Annotated in this window: 14 protein-coding genes; all 14 read right to left on the bottom strand. The window is 38.3% G+C overall.

Annotated elements, in window-relative coordinates:
* Positions 1-21 precede the first annotated feature (21 nt).
* The 14 genes from EFA47_RS06135 to EFA47_RS06070 all read right to left on the bottom strand — a co-directional run bounded on the left by EFA47_RS06135 (position 22) and on the right by EFA47_RS06070 (position 16,147).
* Positions 22-1,800: a thiamine pyrophosphate-binding protein gene (locus EFA47_RS06135; RefSeq protein WP_122642464.1), complete on the bottom strand. Its 1,779-nt coding sequence runs from the start codon at positions 1,798-1,800 to the stop codon at positions 22-24.
* A complete protein-coding gene (locus EFA47_RS06130; RefSeq protein ID WP_122642463.1) occupies positions 1,797-2,651 on the bottom strand; it encodes an NAD-dependent epimerase/dehydratase family protein in 855 nt (284 codons plus the stop codon). Before EFA47_RS06130 ends, EFA47_RS06135 begins: the two co-directional genes overlap by 4 nt.
* A complete protein-coding gene (neuB, locus tag EFA47_RS06125; RefSeq protein ID WP_235853227.1) occupies positions 2,648-3,658 on the bottom strand; it encodes an N-acetylneuraminate synthase in 1,011 nt (336 codons plus the stop codon). The genes EFA47_RS06130 and neuB overlap by 4 nt, the downstream gene beginning before the upstream one ends.
* A 24-nt stretch (positions 3,659-3,682) precedes the next feature.
* Entirely contained in the window at positions 3,683-4,834 is a 1,152-nt protein-coding gene (locus EFA47_RS06120; protein ID WP_122642461.1) for a LegC family aminotransferase, read from the bottom strand.
* A complete protein-coding gene (locus EFA47_RS06115; protein ID WP_122642460.1) occupies positions 4,831-5,820 on the bottom strand; it encodes an NAD-dependent epimerase/dehydratase family protein in 990 nt (329 codons plus the stop codon). The genes EFA47_RS06120 and EFA47_RS06115 overlap by 4 nt, the downstream gene beginning before the upstream one ends.
* 14 nt (positions 5,821-5,834) lie before the next feature.
* The gene (locus EFA47_RS06110) at positions 5,835-7,247 is read right to left on the bottom strand and encodes a nucleotide sugar dehydrogenase (protein WP_122642459.1); all 1,413 of its coding nucleotides are present in this window, start codon (positions 7,245-7,247) and stop codon (positions 5,835-5,837) included.
* A gap of 16 nt (positions 7,248-7,263) precedes the next feature.
* Entirely contained in the window at positions 7,264-8,442 is a 1,179-nt protein-coding gene (gene neuC, locus EFA47_RS06105; RefSeq protein ID WP_122642458.1) for a UDP-N-acetylglucosamine 2-epimerase, read from the bottom strand.
* Positions 8,443-8,444: 2 nt separating this feature from the next.
* On the bottom strand, positions 8,445-9,089 hold the full coding sequence (locus EFA47_RS06100) for an acetyltransferase (protein ID WP_122642457.1): 645 nt from the start codon (positions 9,087-9,089) through the stop codon (positions 8,445-8,447).
* 24 nt (positions 9,090-9,113) lie between these two features.
* Positions 9,114-10,163, bottom strand: coding sequence for a CDP-glucose 4,6-dehydratase (gene rfbG, locus EFA47_RS06095; protein WP_122642456.1), 1,050 nt, complete (start codon positions 10,161-10,163; stop codon positions 9,114-9,116).
* Between the two features lie 6 nt (positions 10,164-10,169).
* A complete protein-coding gene (gene rfbF / locus EFA47_RS06090) occupies positions 10,170-10,949 on the bottom strand; it encodes a glucose-1-phosphate cytidylyltransferase (protein WP_122642455.1) in 780 nt (259 codons plus the stop codon).
* A 210-nt stretch (positions 10,950-11,159) separates the two neighbouring features.
* The gene (locus EFA47_RS06085) at positions 11,160-12,737 is read right to left on the bottom strand and encodes a hypothetical protein (protein ID WP_235853226.1); all 1,578 of its coding nucleotides are present in this window, start codon (positions 12,735-12,737) and stop codon (positions 11,160-11,162) included.
* Between the two features lie 53 nt (positions 12,738-12,790).
* On the bottom strand, positions 12,791-13,867 hold the full coding sequence (locus EFA47_RS06080) for a glycosyltransferase (RefSeq protein ID WP_122642454.1): 1,077 nt from the start codon (positions 13,865-13,867) through the stop codon (positions 12,791-12,793).
* A gap of 16 nt (positions 13,868-13,883) precedes the next feature.
* On the bottom strand, positions 13,884-15,056 hold the full coding sequence (locus EFA47_RS06075; RefSeq protein WP_122642453.1) for a glycosyltransferase: 1,173 nt from the start codon (positions 15,054-15,056) through the stop codon (positions 13,884-13,886).
* Entirely contained in the window at positions 15,053-16,147 is a 1,095-nt protein-coding gene (locus EFA47_RS06070; RefSeq protein ID WP_122642452.1) for a glycosyltransferase family 1 protein, read from the bottom strand. Before EFA47_RS06070 ends, EFA47_RS06075 begins: the two co-directional genes overlap by 4 nt.
* Between the last annotated feature and the right edge of the window lies 1 nt (position 16,148).

The raw sequence follows: 16,148 nt of genomic DNA, 5'->3' as shown, positions 1-16,148 counted from the left end.
TGCATAAACCGTATCTTTTATCTAAAACATCAAATCATCATATTCTTTCCGGTCAATAAAGGGGTACATATCCTGTAAGACAGGGGTTTCGAATGTACCATCTTCTTTTAGCCTGGAAGTAACTTTGGGTATTACAGGATCATCCAGCCTCTGTTCAATTTCTAAAAGAAGATGTCCTGTGTGGTTAAAAATCCAGTCCAAACCGTCCTGAACTTCCTTATTACTGCTGCATTTCTTGTATGAAAATCCAAATACATCTGCCAATTTTTCGAATGACGGAAAACTTACACCTGTTTTTGCATTACAGCCTATATATTGATTATCAAAAAAACTTTTACAAGTTTGGCGGAAAGCATTGTAACCATCATTAGAAAATACTATAATTTTCACTGGCAGGTTATAATGCCTGACTGTCTGTAATTCTTGTAAATTCATCATTATACTGCCATCACCTGTAATACAAAGAACTTCTTTTTTCAAGGCAATAGAAGTACCTATAGCAGCTGGCAGATCATACCCCATTGAACCGCAAGTATAATTGGTTATCACACGCTGTCCTTTTTTCTGAACACCTATTTGCAGTTTTGCACTGTTTGCTGAGTTATTTCCCAAGGCTATTACTGTTTCCTCAGAGGCTTTTTCCTCAAATTTTCTCCAGAAGTAATAAGAACAGACTCTTTCCGCCATGTCCAGTCCCTCTATTGCCTCATAAGGACTAAAACGATTTTTTAAATGATTACAGTACTGTATCCAGTCGTTAGGAGCCTCTATAAATGGGAGCTTTTTAGTTGCGGCTACAAAAAATTCTTTAATATCCGCATGTACAAATTTTTCTAGACAAAGTCCAGGTTTTTGAGCTTCATATTCATCTGCATCTACCATGATGATCTTAGCATTCGGGGCAAATGCATCCTGCTGAAAACCAGTCTGCCTAAAAGACAGACTGTCTCCCAAAGAAAGAATCACATCTGCATTTTGTATAATAAAGTTTCCTGGCCGGGGCCCTATATTCCCAGACAGGCCATAGTACCTAGGATGTTCCGTATAAAAGGCATCTGAAACCCATGCCCCCCCTATTATGGGTATTCTTAGAGCTTCTGCAAACTGCGCAAATTCCTCCCTGGCATTTCCGCTGGTAATTCCTGAGCCGGCAAGTATACAGGGGCGTTTTGCTTCTTTTAATATTTGGGTAATAATATCCATATCCTCATCAGATATCTTCCGATGTTCTAATATATTGGGGATTTCCTCGTATAGCTCATCCTCCTCCACAATAGCACTTTGTATGTCCAAAGGAATATCCAGCCATACTGGCCCCCGCCTTCCGTCCATTGCAATCTGAATAGCCTTTATAATTTCTTGTCTGACGGAAAGGGGGTCTTTCAGCATCACGGCATACTTAGTCATATGTTTCACAACAGGTACGATATTATATTCCTGTGTACCTCTGTAACGTAGAGGGAGTCCTGATTTCTCAACTGAAATGTCATACCTCACCTGTCCCGATAAAATAATCATGGGCAGGCTGTCTTGCCAGGCTCCTACCACTCCCGTAAGTGTATTCGTCGCCCCGGGACCGCTGGTTACGCAGACAGCAGCCATATTACCGGATACCCGTGCATAGGCTTCTGCAGCCATAGCGCAGGCCTGTTCATGATGATTAAAATATTTATTTATATTTTTATTAAGGGCCAATGCATTATCCAGATGCATTGCCCCACCGCCTACAACTGCAAAACAGTCAGTAATTCCATTCTGAATTAATAATTCAATGATTATATCCGCTACACGTCTTTTCACTTTATCTGCTTCCTTTCATGCTCGATCTGCATTGCGATCCCTTTTTTTAAGGGAATAAATTGTTCAGGCAGTCCTGTTTCTTCTTTTAATCGGGTTATATCCGGGGTATACTCTTTATTCCACCCCTCAGTGAGAAGTTCAATAGGCCTGTCGCTCCCCATCTGGCAGCGAACCTCTTCTGCAATTTCTAATAAAGAAACTTTCTGCCCGCTTCCTACGTTATAGACATGTTCTTTCATATCATGGCTAATTACATATAACAGTACCTTTGCCAAGTCAAAAACGTGAATATAGTCGAATATACAATTCTGCCTAATTGTAATTTCCTCATGACGGAGGCAGCTTTGTATACAATGTGTAATAAATTTACTCTCGTGGTCAAAAGGTCCATAGCATGCAAAGAGCCGCAGATTATAAATATTTGTACTCTGTAAGGCCAACTCATTCATAATATATTTTGCAAAACCATAAATATCTTTCGGAATCATCCGCCCTAAGTTATCTTCTCCAATATCACATATATCCTGAGTCTTATCACACTCTGCCCCAGAACCGATGTATATTAACTTTTCACAAAACATTCTATTCCTGTAGAAATTCATAAACATTCTGAGACTGTCTTCCAGCATAGTATTCTGGGAGTCACAAATACTATTTTTTACAGGGTTGGGATTGGCACTGTGAATAATAATATCAAAATTGCCTTGTTTGATATATTGTTCTACAGCCAATGTATCTTTTAAATCTAGTTCCTGCCGGTTGGGAGCAATTACATGATGATATTCCTGCAATATAGGGAGAACATTTTTCCCAACCAATCCTGTTCCTCCTGTAAATAATATTTTTTTCATTCCTTGATATCCTCAAAATGCAGTGTTGTATCCTGGGTTACTGTTTTTAAAAGTACACTCCCTGGTATGGAATCCAGATATTTAGGTGGAATACCATCACCGGGCCTTTTAATATCTAAATCTTCAGCAGTTAAAATATGTCCCGCAGGCAAATCTTTCGTAATTACGATGCTTTTACGTGCAGCTATCCGTGTATCATACTCATTTTTCACAGGAACTTTTTCACCATTTCCAAAAGCTTTTTCTACATTTCTAATACTTTGAACCATTTCTGACAGCTCTTTTATATTCAGTGATGCCTTGTGATCCGGGCCAGGCAAATCCTTAGAAATTGTCACATGTTTTTCTATAGTTAGGGCTCCGAGAGCAACAGCCATAATAGGGATCGTAATCCCAGGAGTATGATCAGAATATCCTACAGGCAGATGATAGAGCTGACTCATATTCTGCATTGCCTTCATATTAATATCTTCATATCTGGCTGGATAGTTTGATGTACAATGCATAAGGGTAATGTCGTCATTTCCAGACTCCTTAACCCATGTAATTGCATCAGTAATTTCTAGTTCATTGGACATGCCAGTGGAGATAATAAGAGGCTTCCCCGTCCTGGCCACATACTGAAGGAGCCGTTTGTTTGTTAGATCTCCAGAAGAAAGTTTGTACCTTTTAACTGCTAACCTCTCAAGTAAATCTACAGAACCCTCATCAAAAGGAGTAGAAAGAAACTCTATATTATTTTTTTCACATACAGCTTTTAAATACGAAAAATCACCATCCGCCAACTCCAGTCTCTTCAACATATTAAACTGGGTTTCTGCTGCTCCCGTACTTGCTTTCTGATAACCAGCTTTACCCGCTGTTATAGTTACTAGATGCTCTGTTCGGAAAGTTTGAAATTTTATGGCATCACAGCCTGTTTTAGCAACTTCCTCTATAAGTTTTTCTGCTAAACAGATGTCACCATTATGGTTTACGCCAGCTTCTGCAATAATAAATACTCCCATATTTAAACCTTTCATACTACATTATTAAACCAAGTCTATTGCCTGAATTAATGATTTCTGTACATAATCGAGCTCTTCATCTGTGATATTTGTAGAACATGGCAAAGTTAATATTTTATTCCAGATTACATCAGAAACAGATAAACTTTCTGCCTTAAACGCATGCTTATATGGTATCTGTAAATGAACTGGCTTCCAAAAGCTCCTCGCTTCAATATTTTGTTGCCGTAAATATTGGCATATAGCTCTGGTTTTCTCTAAATTGCCATTATTCATTATAACACCCGAAAACCAGCACGCACTTTCCTGGTTTATTGGAGTTGGAAAAGGAGAAATACCCTTTAACTTTTCAAATTTTTTGTTATAAAATCTTCTGATTTCTTTTTTTCTATCCACAAATTCATCCAAGCGCTCTAATTGTGCACATCCTACAGCAGCCTGAATGTTTGTCATACGGTAATTATAACCGACCATATCATGGTCGTATTCGGCCGTGACACGGGCAGTGGTTGATAAGTGCTTAAGACGTTTCATAAGCTGCTCATTATTTCCAACGATCATGCCGCCGCCCCCTGCTGTAACTGTTTTATTTCCGTTAAAAGAAAATACTGTCACATCAGCTAAATCACCAATTTCCTTCCCTTTATATACAGCTCCTAAAGCAGCAGCGGCATCAGCCACCACAGGTAAATGGTACTGTTTAGCTAGGCGTCTTATTTCATCCATATTGGGAATGTTTCCGAGTGTATACACGGGCATAATTGCTGCTACACGTTTTCCGGATTCTCTGTGGATGAGCGTGCCGCCTCTCCATATTGTCTTTGTCTGAAGTTCATCAGATAGCTGGCTGACATCTAATGTCCACGAATCAGGTTCGATATCCATAAGCCAAGGGATTCCTCCGCAGTGGGCAATGGCATTTGCAGTGGCAATGAAAGTAAATGATGGCATAATGACTAACTCATCATGCTTCACACCGCATCCTGTCAAGGCAAGATGGAGTCCCGTTGTACCTGACGAAGTAGCTACTGCATACCTTGCTCCACTTTTATCAGCTGCCATTTCTTCAATAAGATTTACAAACTCACCTACAGATGAAACAAAAGTGGTGTCAATACATTTATTTAAATATTTTCTCTCATTACCCGTCAGATTAGGAACTGCCAATGGTATCATTTTGCGCTCACCTCTTTACCATCAAAAATATAAGTCTTATACCAGTCAAATGTCTTTTCAATCCCTTCAGCTAATGATACTTTTCCTTTATAGCCAATACATTCAGCGGTTTTTTTCATACTGGGGCATCTCCTGGAAGGAGATCCAGGAGTTGCTGGCCTAGAATCAATTTCTATATTTTTCCCTGTCACTTTTAAGACAGTTTCAGCGACTTCCATTATAGACACTTCTGGAAATTCATTTCCGATATTATAGGCTTTGCCTGCACCTTTTTCTGATTCGGCTAACATTCTAATCATAGTAACCGCATCACTGATATAACAGAAGGTACGCTTATGCTCTACAGAAAAAACTTCCAACTTTTGGTCCTCTTTAGAAAAATATGCCTTTTTCAACAATTCTGGTATCACATGGGACATTCCCATTCTTGGCCCATAAAAATTGTGTGGGCGTATTATTGTGAATGGAAGGCCGCTTTGCTGCAGAACTGCTTCTCCATAAATCTTAGAGAGCATATAAGATGTACGAGGATGCTCAAGAGGAGTAATTGTCAATGGCGTTGATTCAGGAGTAGGAATTTCCATATTATAATACTGTAAGGTGCCTGCATAAATTTCACTTGTAGATGCAAATATAAAGCGCTTAAGATGGTTTTGCTGTTTTGCAAAGTGAATCATATGAAAAAGTAGCTGTACATTTTTTTCCAAAACATCATAAGGATGGTTTAATACATTTTGTACACCGATAATAGCGGCCAAATGATATATATAATCAAAATCTTTATCTAGATCCATAACATCTTTTTCCTGCATAAGATCTGCAGAAATAAAAGTTATTAAGGGATTTTCCTCCAATTCTTTTAAAAAGTTATCTTGTACTCCTCGGGAAAAATTATCCACCAGCACAATCTGATACCCGTTATCCAGAAGTTCTCTGGTAAGGTGATACCCTATAAACCCGGCTCCTCCGGTAATAAGTACTTTCATTTATATTCCTCCTGCTATCTGCCGATACTGGCAAAAACTATATTATCTAGATTTGTTATGTCCTTCCGCTGTTCCTGGGTTAAAACACAATTAGCGTCAAATATTAATACGTCCTGTCCTAAAACACAGTTCTTAAAATCAATAGACATATATTGTCTATGCTGCACTGTAAAAACAAGAGCATCATAGTCTGTAAACTCGGGTATGTCCTGAACCACTTTCATGTCCATCTCTGCCCAATATTCAACCAGAGGATCCTGGCAGACGATTTTTGTCCCCCGTTTCTTTGCTTCTTTTACAAATATTTCTGTGGGAGAGTAGCGCGTATCCCCGACATCCTGCCTGTAGCTTACCCCCAATATTAACAATCGTTTACCTTTTAAATTCCCACCCAGTAATTTTTCAATTTTATTAAGACTTACAAGGGGCATAGCATTGTTGGTCTGTACAGCTTTAGTACTAAAAGGAAAATCCATATTTTTTAAACCGAAAATTTCTTTTGCAGCTAAAGGTGCAAAGTAAGGATCTTTCGTTAAACAATATCCACCAACGCCAAATCCAGGCTGGCGCATATTTGAATGTGTGGGCCGCATCCTAATAGCATCGATAACTTCAAATAAATCTACCCCTACAGCCTCTGCAAAACGCCCCCACTCTTCGATAAAAGCAATGTTAGCAGCCCTATAAGAATTTTCCAGTACTTTAGCTATCTCAGTAGCTGTTGTTTTACCAAGCCTGGTCAGGGGATAATTTTCAGTGCTGATGACTGTTTCCAAAAATGATTTGCATCTATCTGCAGACGCTTCATCAATACCGGAATATACCCTCCAGAAATTTACAATAGAATCAAAATAATTTTCTCCCGGCATCACTCTTTCATAAGAATGAGCAATAAAAATTTCAGTTTCTGGAATATCACGTTTTTTAAACTCTTCCTTTATGATAGGATATACAACCCTTTCACAGGTGCCAGGAGGAACAGTAGTTTCAATAATTAAAAGTGTCCCTGCTTTCATATAGCTTCCAAGAGTACCTATTGCTTTCTTGAAAAGTACTAAGTCCAAAATCGGCTCCTTGTCTGCTGTATACTTTACATCCAAATTAATATCTACAACTATGACATCCGCGAAAGAAAAAAATTCCGGATCCGTTGTAGCCCAAAGATTTCCGTTTTTGTAAGCTTCTTTTTGAGCCGTCTCCAGCTTTTTATCGTTATTTTCAAATGGGAATATGCCATCATTAATAGAGGCTGCTTTTTTATATCCAGCCTCATTTGGCACATCAACACCAATGACATTATATAGGGGGGATCCTTCAGAGTCTTTTGCATTTGCAATGGCCAATGCCATAGCGGATCCAACAAATCCCATACCCTGGACACAGACTATTTTCCTTTTTTTTCGAAATTCTTTTGGCAGCTCTTTCATTTTATAGCTCCTCCATTTAATTTTGATTAAATTCAATATTATAAAATGACTTTTTCAAGTCAATATTGTCATTTTTCAAAAATTGCTTTATAACGCCAATTATCTTAGGGGAAACGTTACCGTCCCCGTAAGGATTTACTGTGTCTTTGGAATATTTTTGAAATTCACTAGTCAGTGCTTTTTGGATTGTATAGTAAATCTCTTCTGTATGCGGTGTACAATTCAGTATATTTTTTGCTTGTATCCGCCCCCTTTGCCTATCCCCTATATTTACTGTGGGGACGCCAAATGACGGGGTTTCTATAATACCGCTTGATGAATTGCCAATAACAATAGAAGCATATTCAAGAGCAGTTAAATACCTAATCATTCCCAAACTATATACTGCAGTAGATTGTACTGTGTGTTCAGAGACGTATGTGTCGATCATGCGGTTTATATTCAGTCCCCCGCTGTCAGCATTTGCTTTTGTAAATACAATCCTCAAATCTGGAAATCGCTGTAATGCATCTAATAACTGCTGGAACTCACCCTGTGCCGAATTTGCCTCCAGAGTGACTGGATGAAAGGTTACAACAGCAAACTTTTCCCCCAATTTAAAATTTAAGCTTTCTTCCAATTCTTTCAGTGTAATGCGTTTCTGATTTTTAATATTTTCTAATCCTATGGCCCCCACATTAAAAACTCTGTCTGGACTTTCACCTAACTGTATGACTCGTTTTCTATAAGATTCACAGCTTGTAAAATGTAGATAGCTCATTTTCGATATAGCATGGCGGATACATTCATCAATCGCGCCTTCCGTAGTTTCACCTCCATGGAGATGAGAGATTGGTATTCTGTAGTTCATAGCTGCAATAGCAGCAGAAAGTAGTTCATAACGATCCCCTAGCAATATAACCATATCCGGGTGGCTTTTTTTATAATAGCTACTGAATCCTGTAATTGCTTTTGACATAGCGATATTAATCTCATCCGCCCCGTCTTTATCCTGCAGAATAGGGACTTTCTGGCTAATCAAGAATCCATCTTTTTCTATATCCAAATAAGTAAGTCCATATTTTTCGCTGAGGTGTGCACCTGTTACTGCTAGTAAAAGTTTCAACTCATTGTCATTATCAATGGCCTTAAGTAACGGATATAGTAAGTGGTATTCTGCCCTTGTCCCTGTCACTACACATATTCTTTTTTTCATTGTCAAATAACTCTGCTTTCTATCTTTTCTTTTGCCGGATTACCATATGCAGTCACGCCACAGCCGATATTTTTCAAAACAACACTGCCGGCTCCTATCATACAATAATTACCTATAACCACCTGTTGGAGTACCGTGCTTCCTGCCCCTACCATACTTTCTTTTCCAATCCTACTGCCGCCAAGAATAACTGCTCCTGGTGCTATATGGCTATTCTCCTCCACATAGACCTCATGTTCTATAATGGCACCCGTATTGATTGTAACAAAATCATCTAACTTGGCTTCTGCATTGATACAGGCATTCGCCAAAACAGTAATGCCATTACCTAAGATGGCACTAGAAGAAATATGGCAAGTTTTATGAATAACAGAAGGAAAATGAAAACCTATTTTACGATATTTATCTAATAAACTTCTTCTTAACTTTAAATTTCCCACAATGGTTACAATTGCAAGATGTACACCTTGTTTAAAAATTTTTTCTGCATCATCGTCCGTTCCTATGACAGGGATATCACAAATAAAAGTTCCTTTTGGGGTGAAACTATCTATAATCCCTATAATTTCAAATCTATCTGTATCCAAACTTTCAATAATAATTTTGCAATGCCCTCCGGCACCAATTAAAATAACCTGCTGTTTCATTTTGTCCTAAGCCTCAGTTCTAGTTTAATTTAAAAAAGCCGATATCTGTCTATCAGTACAGGCAGGAATGTCTTGCCGTTCCATATAAACTTTAAACCAATCCACTGTATATCCAACTGCCTGCCTTACATCCCAGGCTGGCCTCCACCCTAAGTGCCTCTTGATTTTTGAGCAGTCCAGCTTCAAGAACCCAGCTTCATGGGGACCGCCGTCAGAACGGCTTTCCCAGGCCAGTCCATCCCCCCAGGCAGTGCAGAACATATCCACCAACTCCCCTGTGGTGACACAGCCGCAGTCATCCGGGCCGACGTTGTAAAATCCCGAAAATTTACTGTCCTGGAACTGTTTTTGCGCAATCATTAAGTAGGCAGCTAAAGGTTCCAGCACATGCTGGTAAGGCCTCGTAGAGTACGGATTTCTCACGATAATTGGCTCTTTTTTCATAGCCGCCCTTACACAGTCGGGAATAATTCTGTCGTTTGCAAAATCACCGCCGCCAATCACATTCCCTGCCCTGGCTGTTGACACAGCCACCTCCATATCATCAAAAAATGAATTTTTATAACTATGGGTCACTAGCTCTGAACAGGACTTGCTGTTGGAATACGGGTCATACCCATCCAGCGGGTCAGTTTCCCTGTATCCCCACTCCCATTCATAATTATGATATACTTTATCAGTTGTAACATTCAAAAATGATCTCACACAGGGATTCAGCCTGACACATTCACATATATTTACTGTACCCATTACATTCGTTTCATATGTGTAAACTGGATTTTTATATGAATCTCTTACAATAGGCTGCGCTGCCAGATGAATCACTATATCTGGCTGCACCTGTTTGAAAACCATTTTTAGCGTGTCTAAGTCCCGAATATCTCCTATAACAGAGTGCATAAGCTTGTCCAGCTTGCAAAGCTCAAATAAACTTGGATCTGTCGGAGGTTCCAAGGCATACCCCGTAACGTCCGCCCCTGCATTCAACAGCATTTTGCACAGCCAAGCGCCTTTGAATCCAGTATGCCCTGTCACTAAGACTTTCTTATTTTTGTAGAACTCTATATCATACATACTTCATCAATCCCAGACTTTCCATGGCGCCTTGCCTGAGCTCCACAGAGATTCCAGCCTTTCCTTTTCTCTTTGAGTATCCATACATTGCCAGTAGCCATTATGCTTATAAGCATTCAGCTGGCCTTCTGCAACAAGCCGCTCCAAAGGCTCCTTTTCGAATACTGTTGCATCACCATCTATATAATCAAAGACCTCAGGTTCAAGCACCATATAACCTGCGCTGATCCTGCTGCCATCAGCCTGTGATTTCTCACGAAATGCCTTTATATCCCGGCTCTCCTTGTCAATGTCCAAAACCCCGAACCTCTGACCTACATGAACCGCAGTCAATGTTGCAATCTGCTTTTTGGCCTTGTGGAAAGCCAGAAGTTCATCAATATCAATATCTGATACTCCGTCGCCATAGGTCAGCATGAAAGGCTCATTCCCAACATACTTCTGAACTCTTTTAATCCGTCCGCCTGTCATAGTATTTAAACCCGTATCAACCAAAGTCACTTTCCACGGTTCTGATACATTGTTGTGGATGATCATATTGTTTTCATGTCCAAAGTCAAAAGTGACGTCCCCATTATAAAGGTAATAGTCGGCAAAATACTCCTTAATCATATGCTGCTTATATCCACAACATATGATAAACTCATTATGTCCATAATGCGAATATTCTTTCATTATATGCCAGAGTATAGGCTTCTCTCCTATCTCAATCATTGGCTTAGGCCTCAGATGGCTCTCTTCACTGATCCGGGTACCAAATCCGCCAGCCAGAATCACTACCTTCATAGTTACTTTCCTCCATTTTATATTTACATAATTTAAACACTAAAATGAAGCACATTCTCTAAAATATGCAAATTACTCTCATTCTATATATCAAATCAACCGGGCACATTATATCACATATTTTCCGTTTTATCTACAAAATCGACAAAATTTCCGCAAATTAAGTAATAAACTGTAAAAATTTGGTTAATATTTGTATCTAGTACCCTCTCACCTGGCAATATATTTAAAGAAAAAACTATCATCAATAGCACCTGAAAAGTTGGGACTATTTAAAATAGTATGGCTGTCTATAGAAGGAAGATATACTTGTTCCTCCGAATTTAAGGAGTTAACAGTATTCTTAAAGGTTCTCACAATCTCATGGAAAGGTGTTACTGCGCCAATACATAAAATGATAGAAAGACTTATCACAACTGCTAAATCTCTGCTTTTCTTTGCCTTATCCAAAGCATCTATTACCATAATCATCAACATAAACAAAGCCGGAATACTCGCTCTCATGCAGAAATCTCCACCTGCACCAATCTTTATGGGCGGAATAATCAACAGGCAGATTAAAAGAACATAATACATACTTTTTTCTTTATTATATTTATACAAAACAACAAAGTATATCCCAACCTCTAAAAGTATAAATAACAAATATTTAATTAAATGATTGTCAAAAGACGGGCCATATAAGGTTTCCTGCATAACACGGTTTCCAGAAACATTTGCATTAAGGTATAGGAAAGAAAATATCCCTATAATCCCACCTCCTACAATATTCTGCAATGTAAATGTGTCACTGAAAAACTCTTTGGCATATAATATGGCCCTCTCTTTTCTGCTGCTCCCAGAAGAAAGATCATACTTTCTGCTAAAGGCCCAATATACAGCCAATACTAACAGGCCTACAAATGGGAAGGTACTGGGCAGCATACAGCAGGCCAAAATAAATACCAGCGACTTGTTATTTTTCTGTATAAACGCTAGTATTGTACACAACCATGCAGGTATAGACTGATTAAATACCCAAAATAACTGGGTCGTCATGCTTGAATACTGATATGGCTCTCCCCACCATTCCAAATGTGTATCATTTGAAAGAGTAAATAAGTCCACGCCTCTGAAATACTGCCCTATAATATCCAATCCGCTAAAAAAAATCATGATTGCCAAAGGCCAAACCAATAATCTTTCTTTACGAGCACAAATAAAGTAATAAATTAGTACAATTCCAAGAATCGCCCAGAACGCCTGAAAACCATACCCTGCATCTATCCCAAATATTTTCCCAAAAACAGCCGCTGGAATCCAAAACCCTATATAATAAATTAAAGAAGTTCCTGTTGTACCTTCTTTAAAATTCTCAATAATAACATCATAATTATATATAGGCCAATCCTGCTGGACAAGAATTTCAAATACGGAGTTTCTCACGCCGTGATCCTGATTCTGGAAAACCATTTTCCCTATACCTGAAAAATACACCCATATAAAGACCATCAGAATAATAAACAAAATCTTGACAATATTATCTCTATTTAACTCAGGTATCCATAAAGCAGGAGTTTCTCTCCCCGCCTTCCAAAAACAAAATAAAAGCACTGGCACAATAGGCACCCAATAACGTTTTCCAAACCAGCCAATGGCAAATATCAAAAAGGGCAAAAGAATATAGGCGTATGCTATATATACGAATGCTCTTGTTTTATTACTGCCATGCTCTTCTGGTATTGATGGCATTAATACTTTTAAGACTTTAGCTACATTCTTATTTCCAGTTATTTTCTCTATGATCATAAATTACACCTTTAAATAGGGGACTCTATGTTACCTCAGCATTACCTTTCTGGCTAACGTAATTCGTATAATAATCTTTCACTATTTTTTATAGCAGTTTCAGTAAACTTTCCATTTCTCACTTCTTCTGACAGCTTCATAATATTTTTTCTCATACTATTATATTTATCAATCGTGATCCTTCGCAATTCTTCCTCTAATGATTCCAGATTACTAACCGCAATGCCTATCTCTTTATCTATAATATAAGCAGCCAGCGCAGCCTGGTCCCATATGATAATTGGCAGGCCAGCAGCAATATATAGAGACACTTTGTGGGGATTGTTATATTTTATATAATTTCCTGTGGCGCCCTTACATTCCTGAATATCAGGCCCATCCCAAACTAACCCAAAGCTTCCACTGATATGGATTGGCAGTTCATCCGGCCTAAAAGCGCCCCTGTAACACCAATTCTCACCACATTTTCCAGCATATTCCCAATTTACACCATATAGATTAAACTCTATATTAGGATTATTGTCAACTAATTTGTAGATATAACCACTTTTTTCTTTTTTCAAATTACCCGCGATAACGATTCCTCCATCTTTAGACATCCTTTTATCAGAAGTCCCAATGCTATTATCTGCTAAATAATCAAACATACCTAATATTACAATTTTTTTTCTCGGTATGCCGCATGTATTTACAAGATATTCTTTCATTTTATCATTATGGGCAATTATTATATCTGCAATTTGATACATCTTATGATCCAGTTTTTGATAAATAGCAGTTTCTTCGACAAACATCTTTCTCAGGGATTCTAAATCATGGACCACAAATATTATCTTTACTTTCTTAAGGCTTTTCAGGCCTGCTAAAAAGTCCATATAAATACTGCGTATATACTGTGGATGCTGAACCGCAACAATACTTCCTCTTTTTATTTTAAACAATCTTAAATATTTCAAAAAATTCTTGCCCTTATTTACAAATTTGTTATTTCCTCTATATAAAGGTATTTTTATATTTTTATATCCTTGTCCTAAAAATATTTTTTCACAATCAGAAGGAGCTTTCAGGCCTGCATTAAATGCGGCATCATCGTCGAAACTTAAGATATATCTATTTTTATCTTTGCTCATTTACTTTATTTTTCTCCTAATTATCCAGAAAGTTTTCTAATCTCTCTATCTCACTATTATAATCAAAATTTGTACTTTTTAAAGTCTGTACCACACGCTCCACTATTTCAGGATTGGAATATACTTCCATAACCTTATCTGCAAGACGCCCGGCGCTTAATTCAACAATAAATCCATTTTTACCATCTTCTATCTGCTCTGCTAAGCATGGTGTAGCAGATATAATAATCGGCCTGCATAATATTTTTGCTTCCAGTACTGCAATCCCAAATCCCTCGTGCCGGGATGGCTGTACATAAAGATCACAATTTTTTATATATGGATAGGGATTTTCAATATTACCTAGAAGGATAAAGTTTTTCTCCAAATTATATTCTTGGATCAGACTCTCTAGCTTTTTTCTTTCCTTCCCTTCCCCGGCCGCATACCAAACAAAACTAAAGTTTTTCTCCTTTAAGATCTTAGCACATTCCACGGCATAGTCATACCCCTTCTGCTCCGCCAGTCTTCCAACTGTCAGAATTTTAAAGTCCCCTTTAAATTTTTCATCATCATACTCCCGGCCTGCCAAAACCTTAACTCTGTCAATATCGATATAATTATAGAGTACCTCTGCCTTGGTTTCATATTGGGGGCAACGTTCTATAAAGTTTTTTCGGACTGTTTTAGAAACACAAAAAAATTTATCATAGCTTCTCATATATGGTTCTGTCTGTTTCACCCAGTCCATACTCTCATCATGCAACCACATTGCCTTTTTATCAGCCCTTACATACTTCGCGCCATATACAGATAAAAAATGCCCATAACCATAAAAGTCCAGTAATATATCATATTTGTCCCCAGTCCTTGCTGTTCTCTTTAAAACGTACTCATAATATGGATTACAATTTTCCTTTGCTCTTAAAATTAACTCACAGCTTTTTTTATGGATTTTATTTAACAGCATAAGCAATCCACTATTTGGCATCTTTCTGTGGTTGACAAAAATCCTATACCTTTCCTTATAAAAAAATAATTCTTCCACCTTAACTTCTGCAGGGATTTTAGACTGTAATTCCCCAATTTTTTCAATACAGAGAATCGTAATATTGTATTTCCTTTTATCTAATCTTGCTATGAGCTCTGCCAGGGCAACCTCTAAACCGCCATTTTCAAATGCCCTTGTAAGAACCAGTATCTTTTTCATTTGTCCCTCCGCTCAAACCATTCCTCAAGACTCCGGGCAGCTTTCTTAATATTATACGCACTCCTCAAAACCTTTTCGCTCATAGCGTCCCTGTCCACATGAGCTGCTGCTGACAGAATTTCCTCTGCCCATTCTTTTGCTTTTTTCTCCAGGCTGATATAAACCACTGTATCTGAAATATCCACTTTTCTGGTAACTGTATCAGAGAGAACGCAAGGTACGCCTGCTGCCTGGGCCTCCACTACTGCGACCGGAAATCCCTCAAATAGAGAAGGCATTACCATTACATCAAAGCCTTGGATTATCTCTGCCACATCTTCCCGCTGTCCCAGTAATTTCACTTTGAATACGAGTCCCCTGGCCATGATATCCTGTTCTATCATTTCCCTCAGCTCGCCTTGCCCTATAAGTATTAGTACACTGTCAGGACAAAGTGTCACAATATAACTGTATATATCCAATAGGAATTTATGGTTCTTAGCCTCACAAAAGCGCCCCACATGCCCAATGGCCAACTGGTCTCCCACCCCTAATTTTCGTCTCGCACAGGCGCGCTTCTCCTCTGTATAACAAAATTTTTCTACATCCACCGCATTAGGAATTTCTTTTACATTTCTACTTTCCCACAGTCTCCCATAGGCCCATCTAGCCGCCTTATCAGAGCAGGTCCATAAATCCGTCGCATACTTCTCTATAGACCTGCTGTGCCATTGGTGCCTGAAAAGTTTTAGCTTATTTTTTTCCATGGCGCTGTTGTGGGCATGGCAAATACGTATCGGAACGTTATATTTTTTAGCGGCTTTCAACAGATGGATATCACACAAATTATTATCGTTAAACCACACCACATCAAAGTTTCCACTTCGTACTTTATTATCCATATATTTATAAAATAGCAGTCTGTTTTTCTTTGGCGGAAGATGGATAATCTCGGCGCCCATATTCTGGAACTCTTCTTCATATACTGCCTTACTGCCCATAGCAAACAGTGTTAAATGAATATTTTCCTTTTTCATCCAAAAAAAATAATTAAAAATAAAATTTTCAATGCCGCCCTGGTTTTCCGTCAGAGCATAAAATAAAATTCGCATA

The organism is Luxibacter massiliensis (assembly GCF_900604355.1).
Lineage (GTDB): Bacteria > Bacillota > Clostridia > Lachnospirales > Lachnospiraceae > Luxibacter > Luxibacter massiliensis.
Note: the sequence above shows the minus strand (reverse complement) of the source record. Positions and strands in the feature narration are given on the sequence as shown.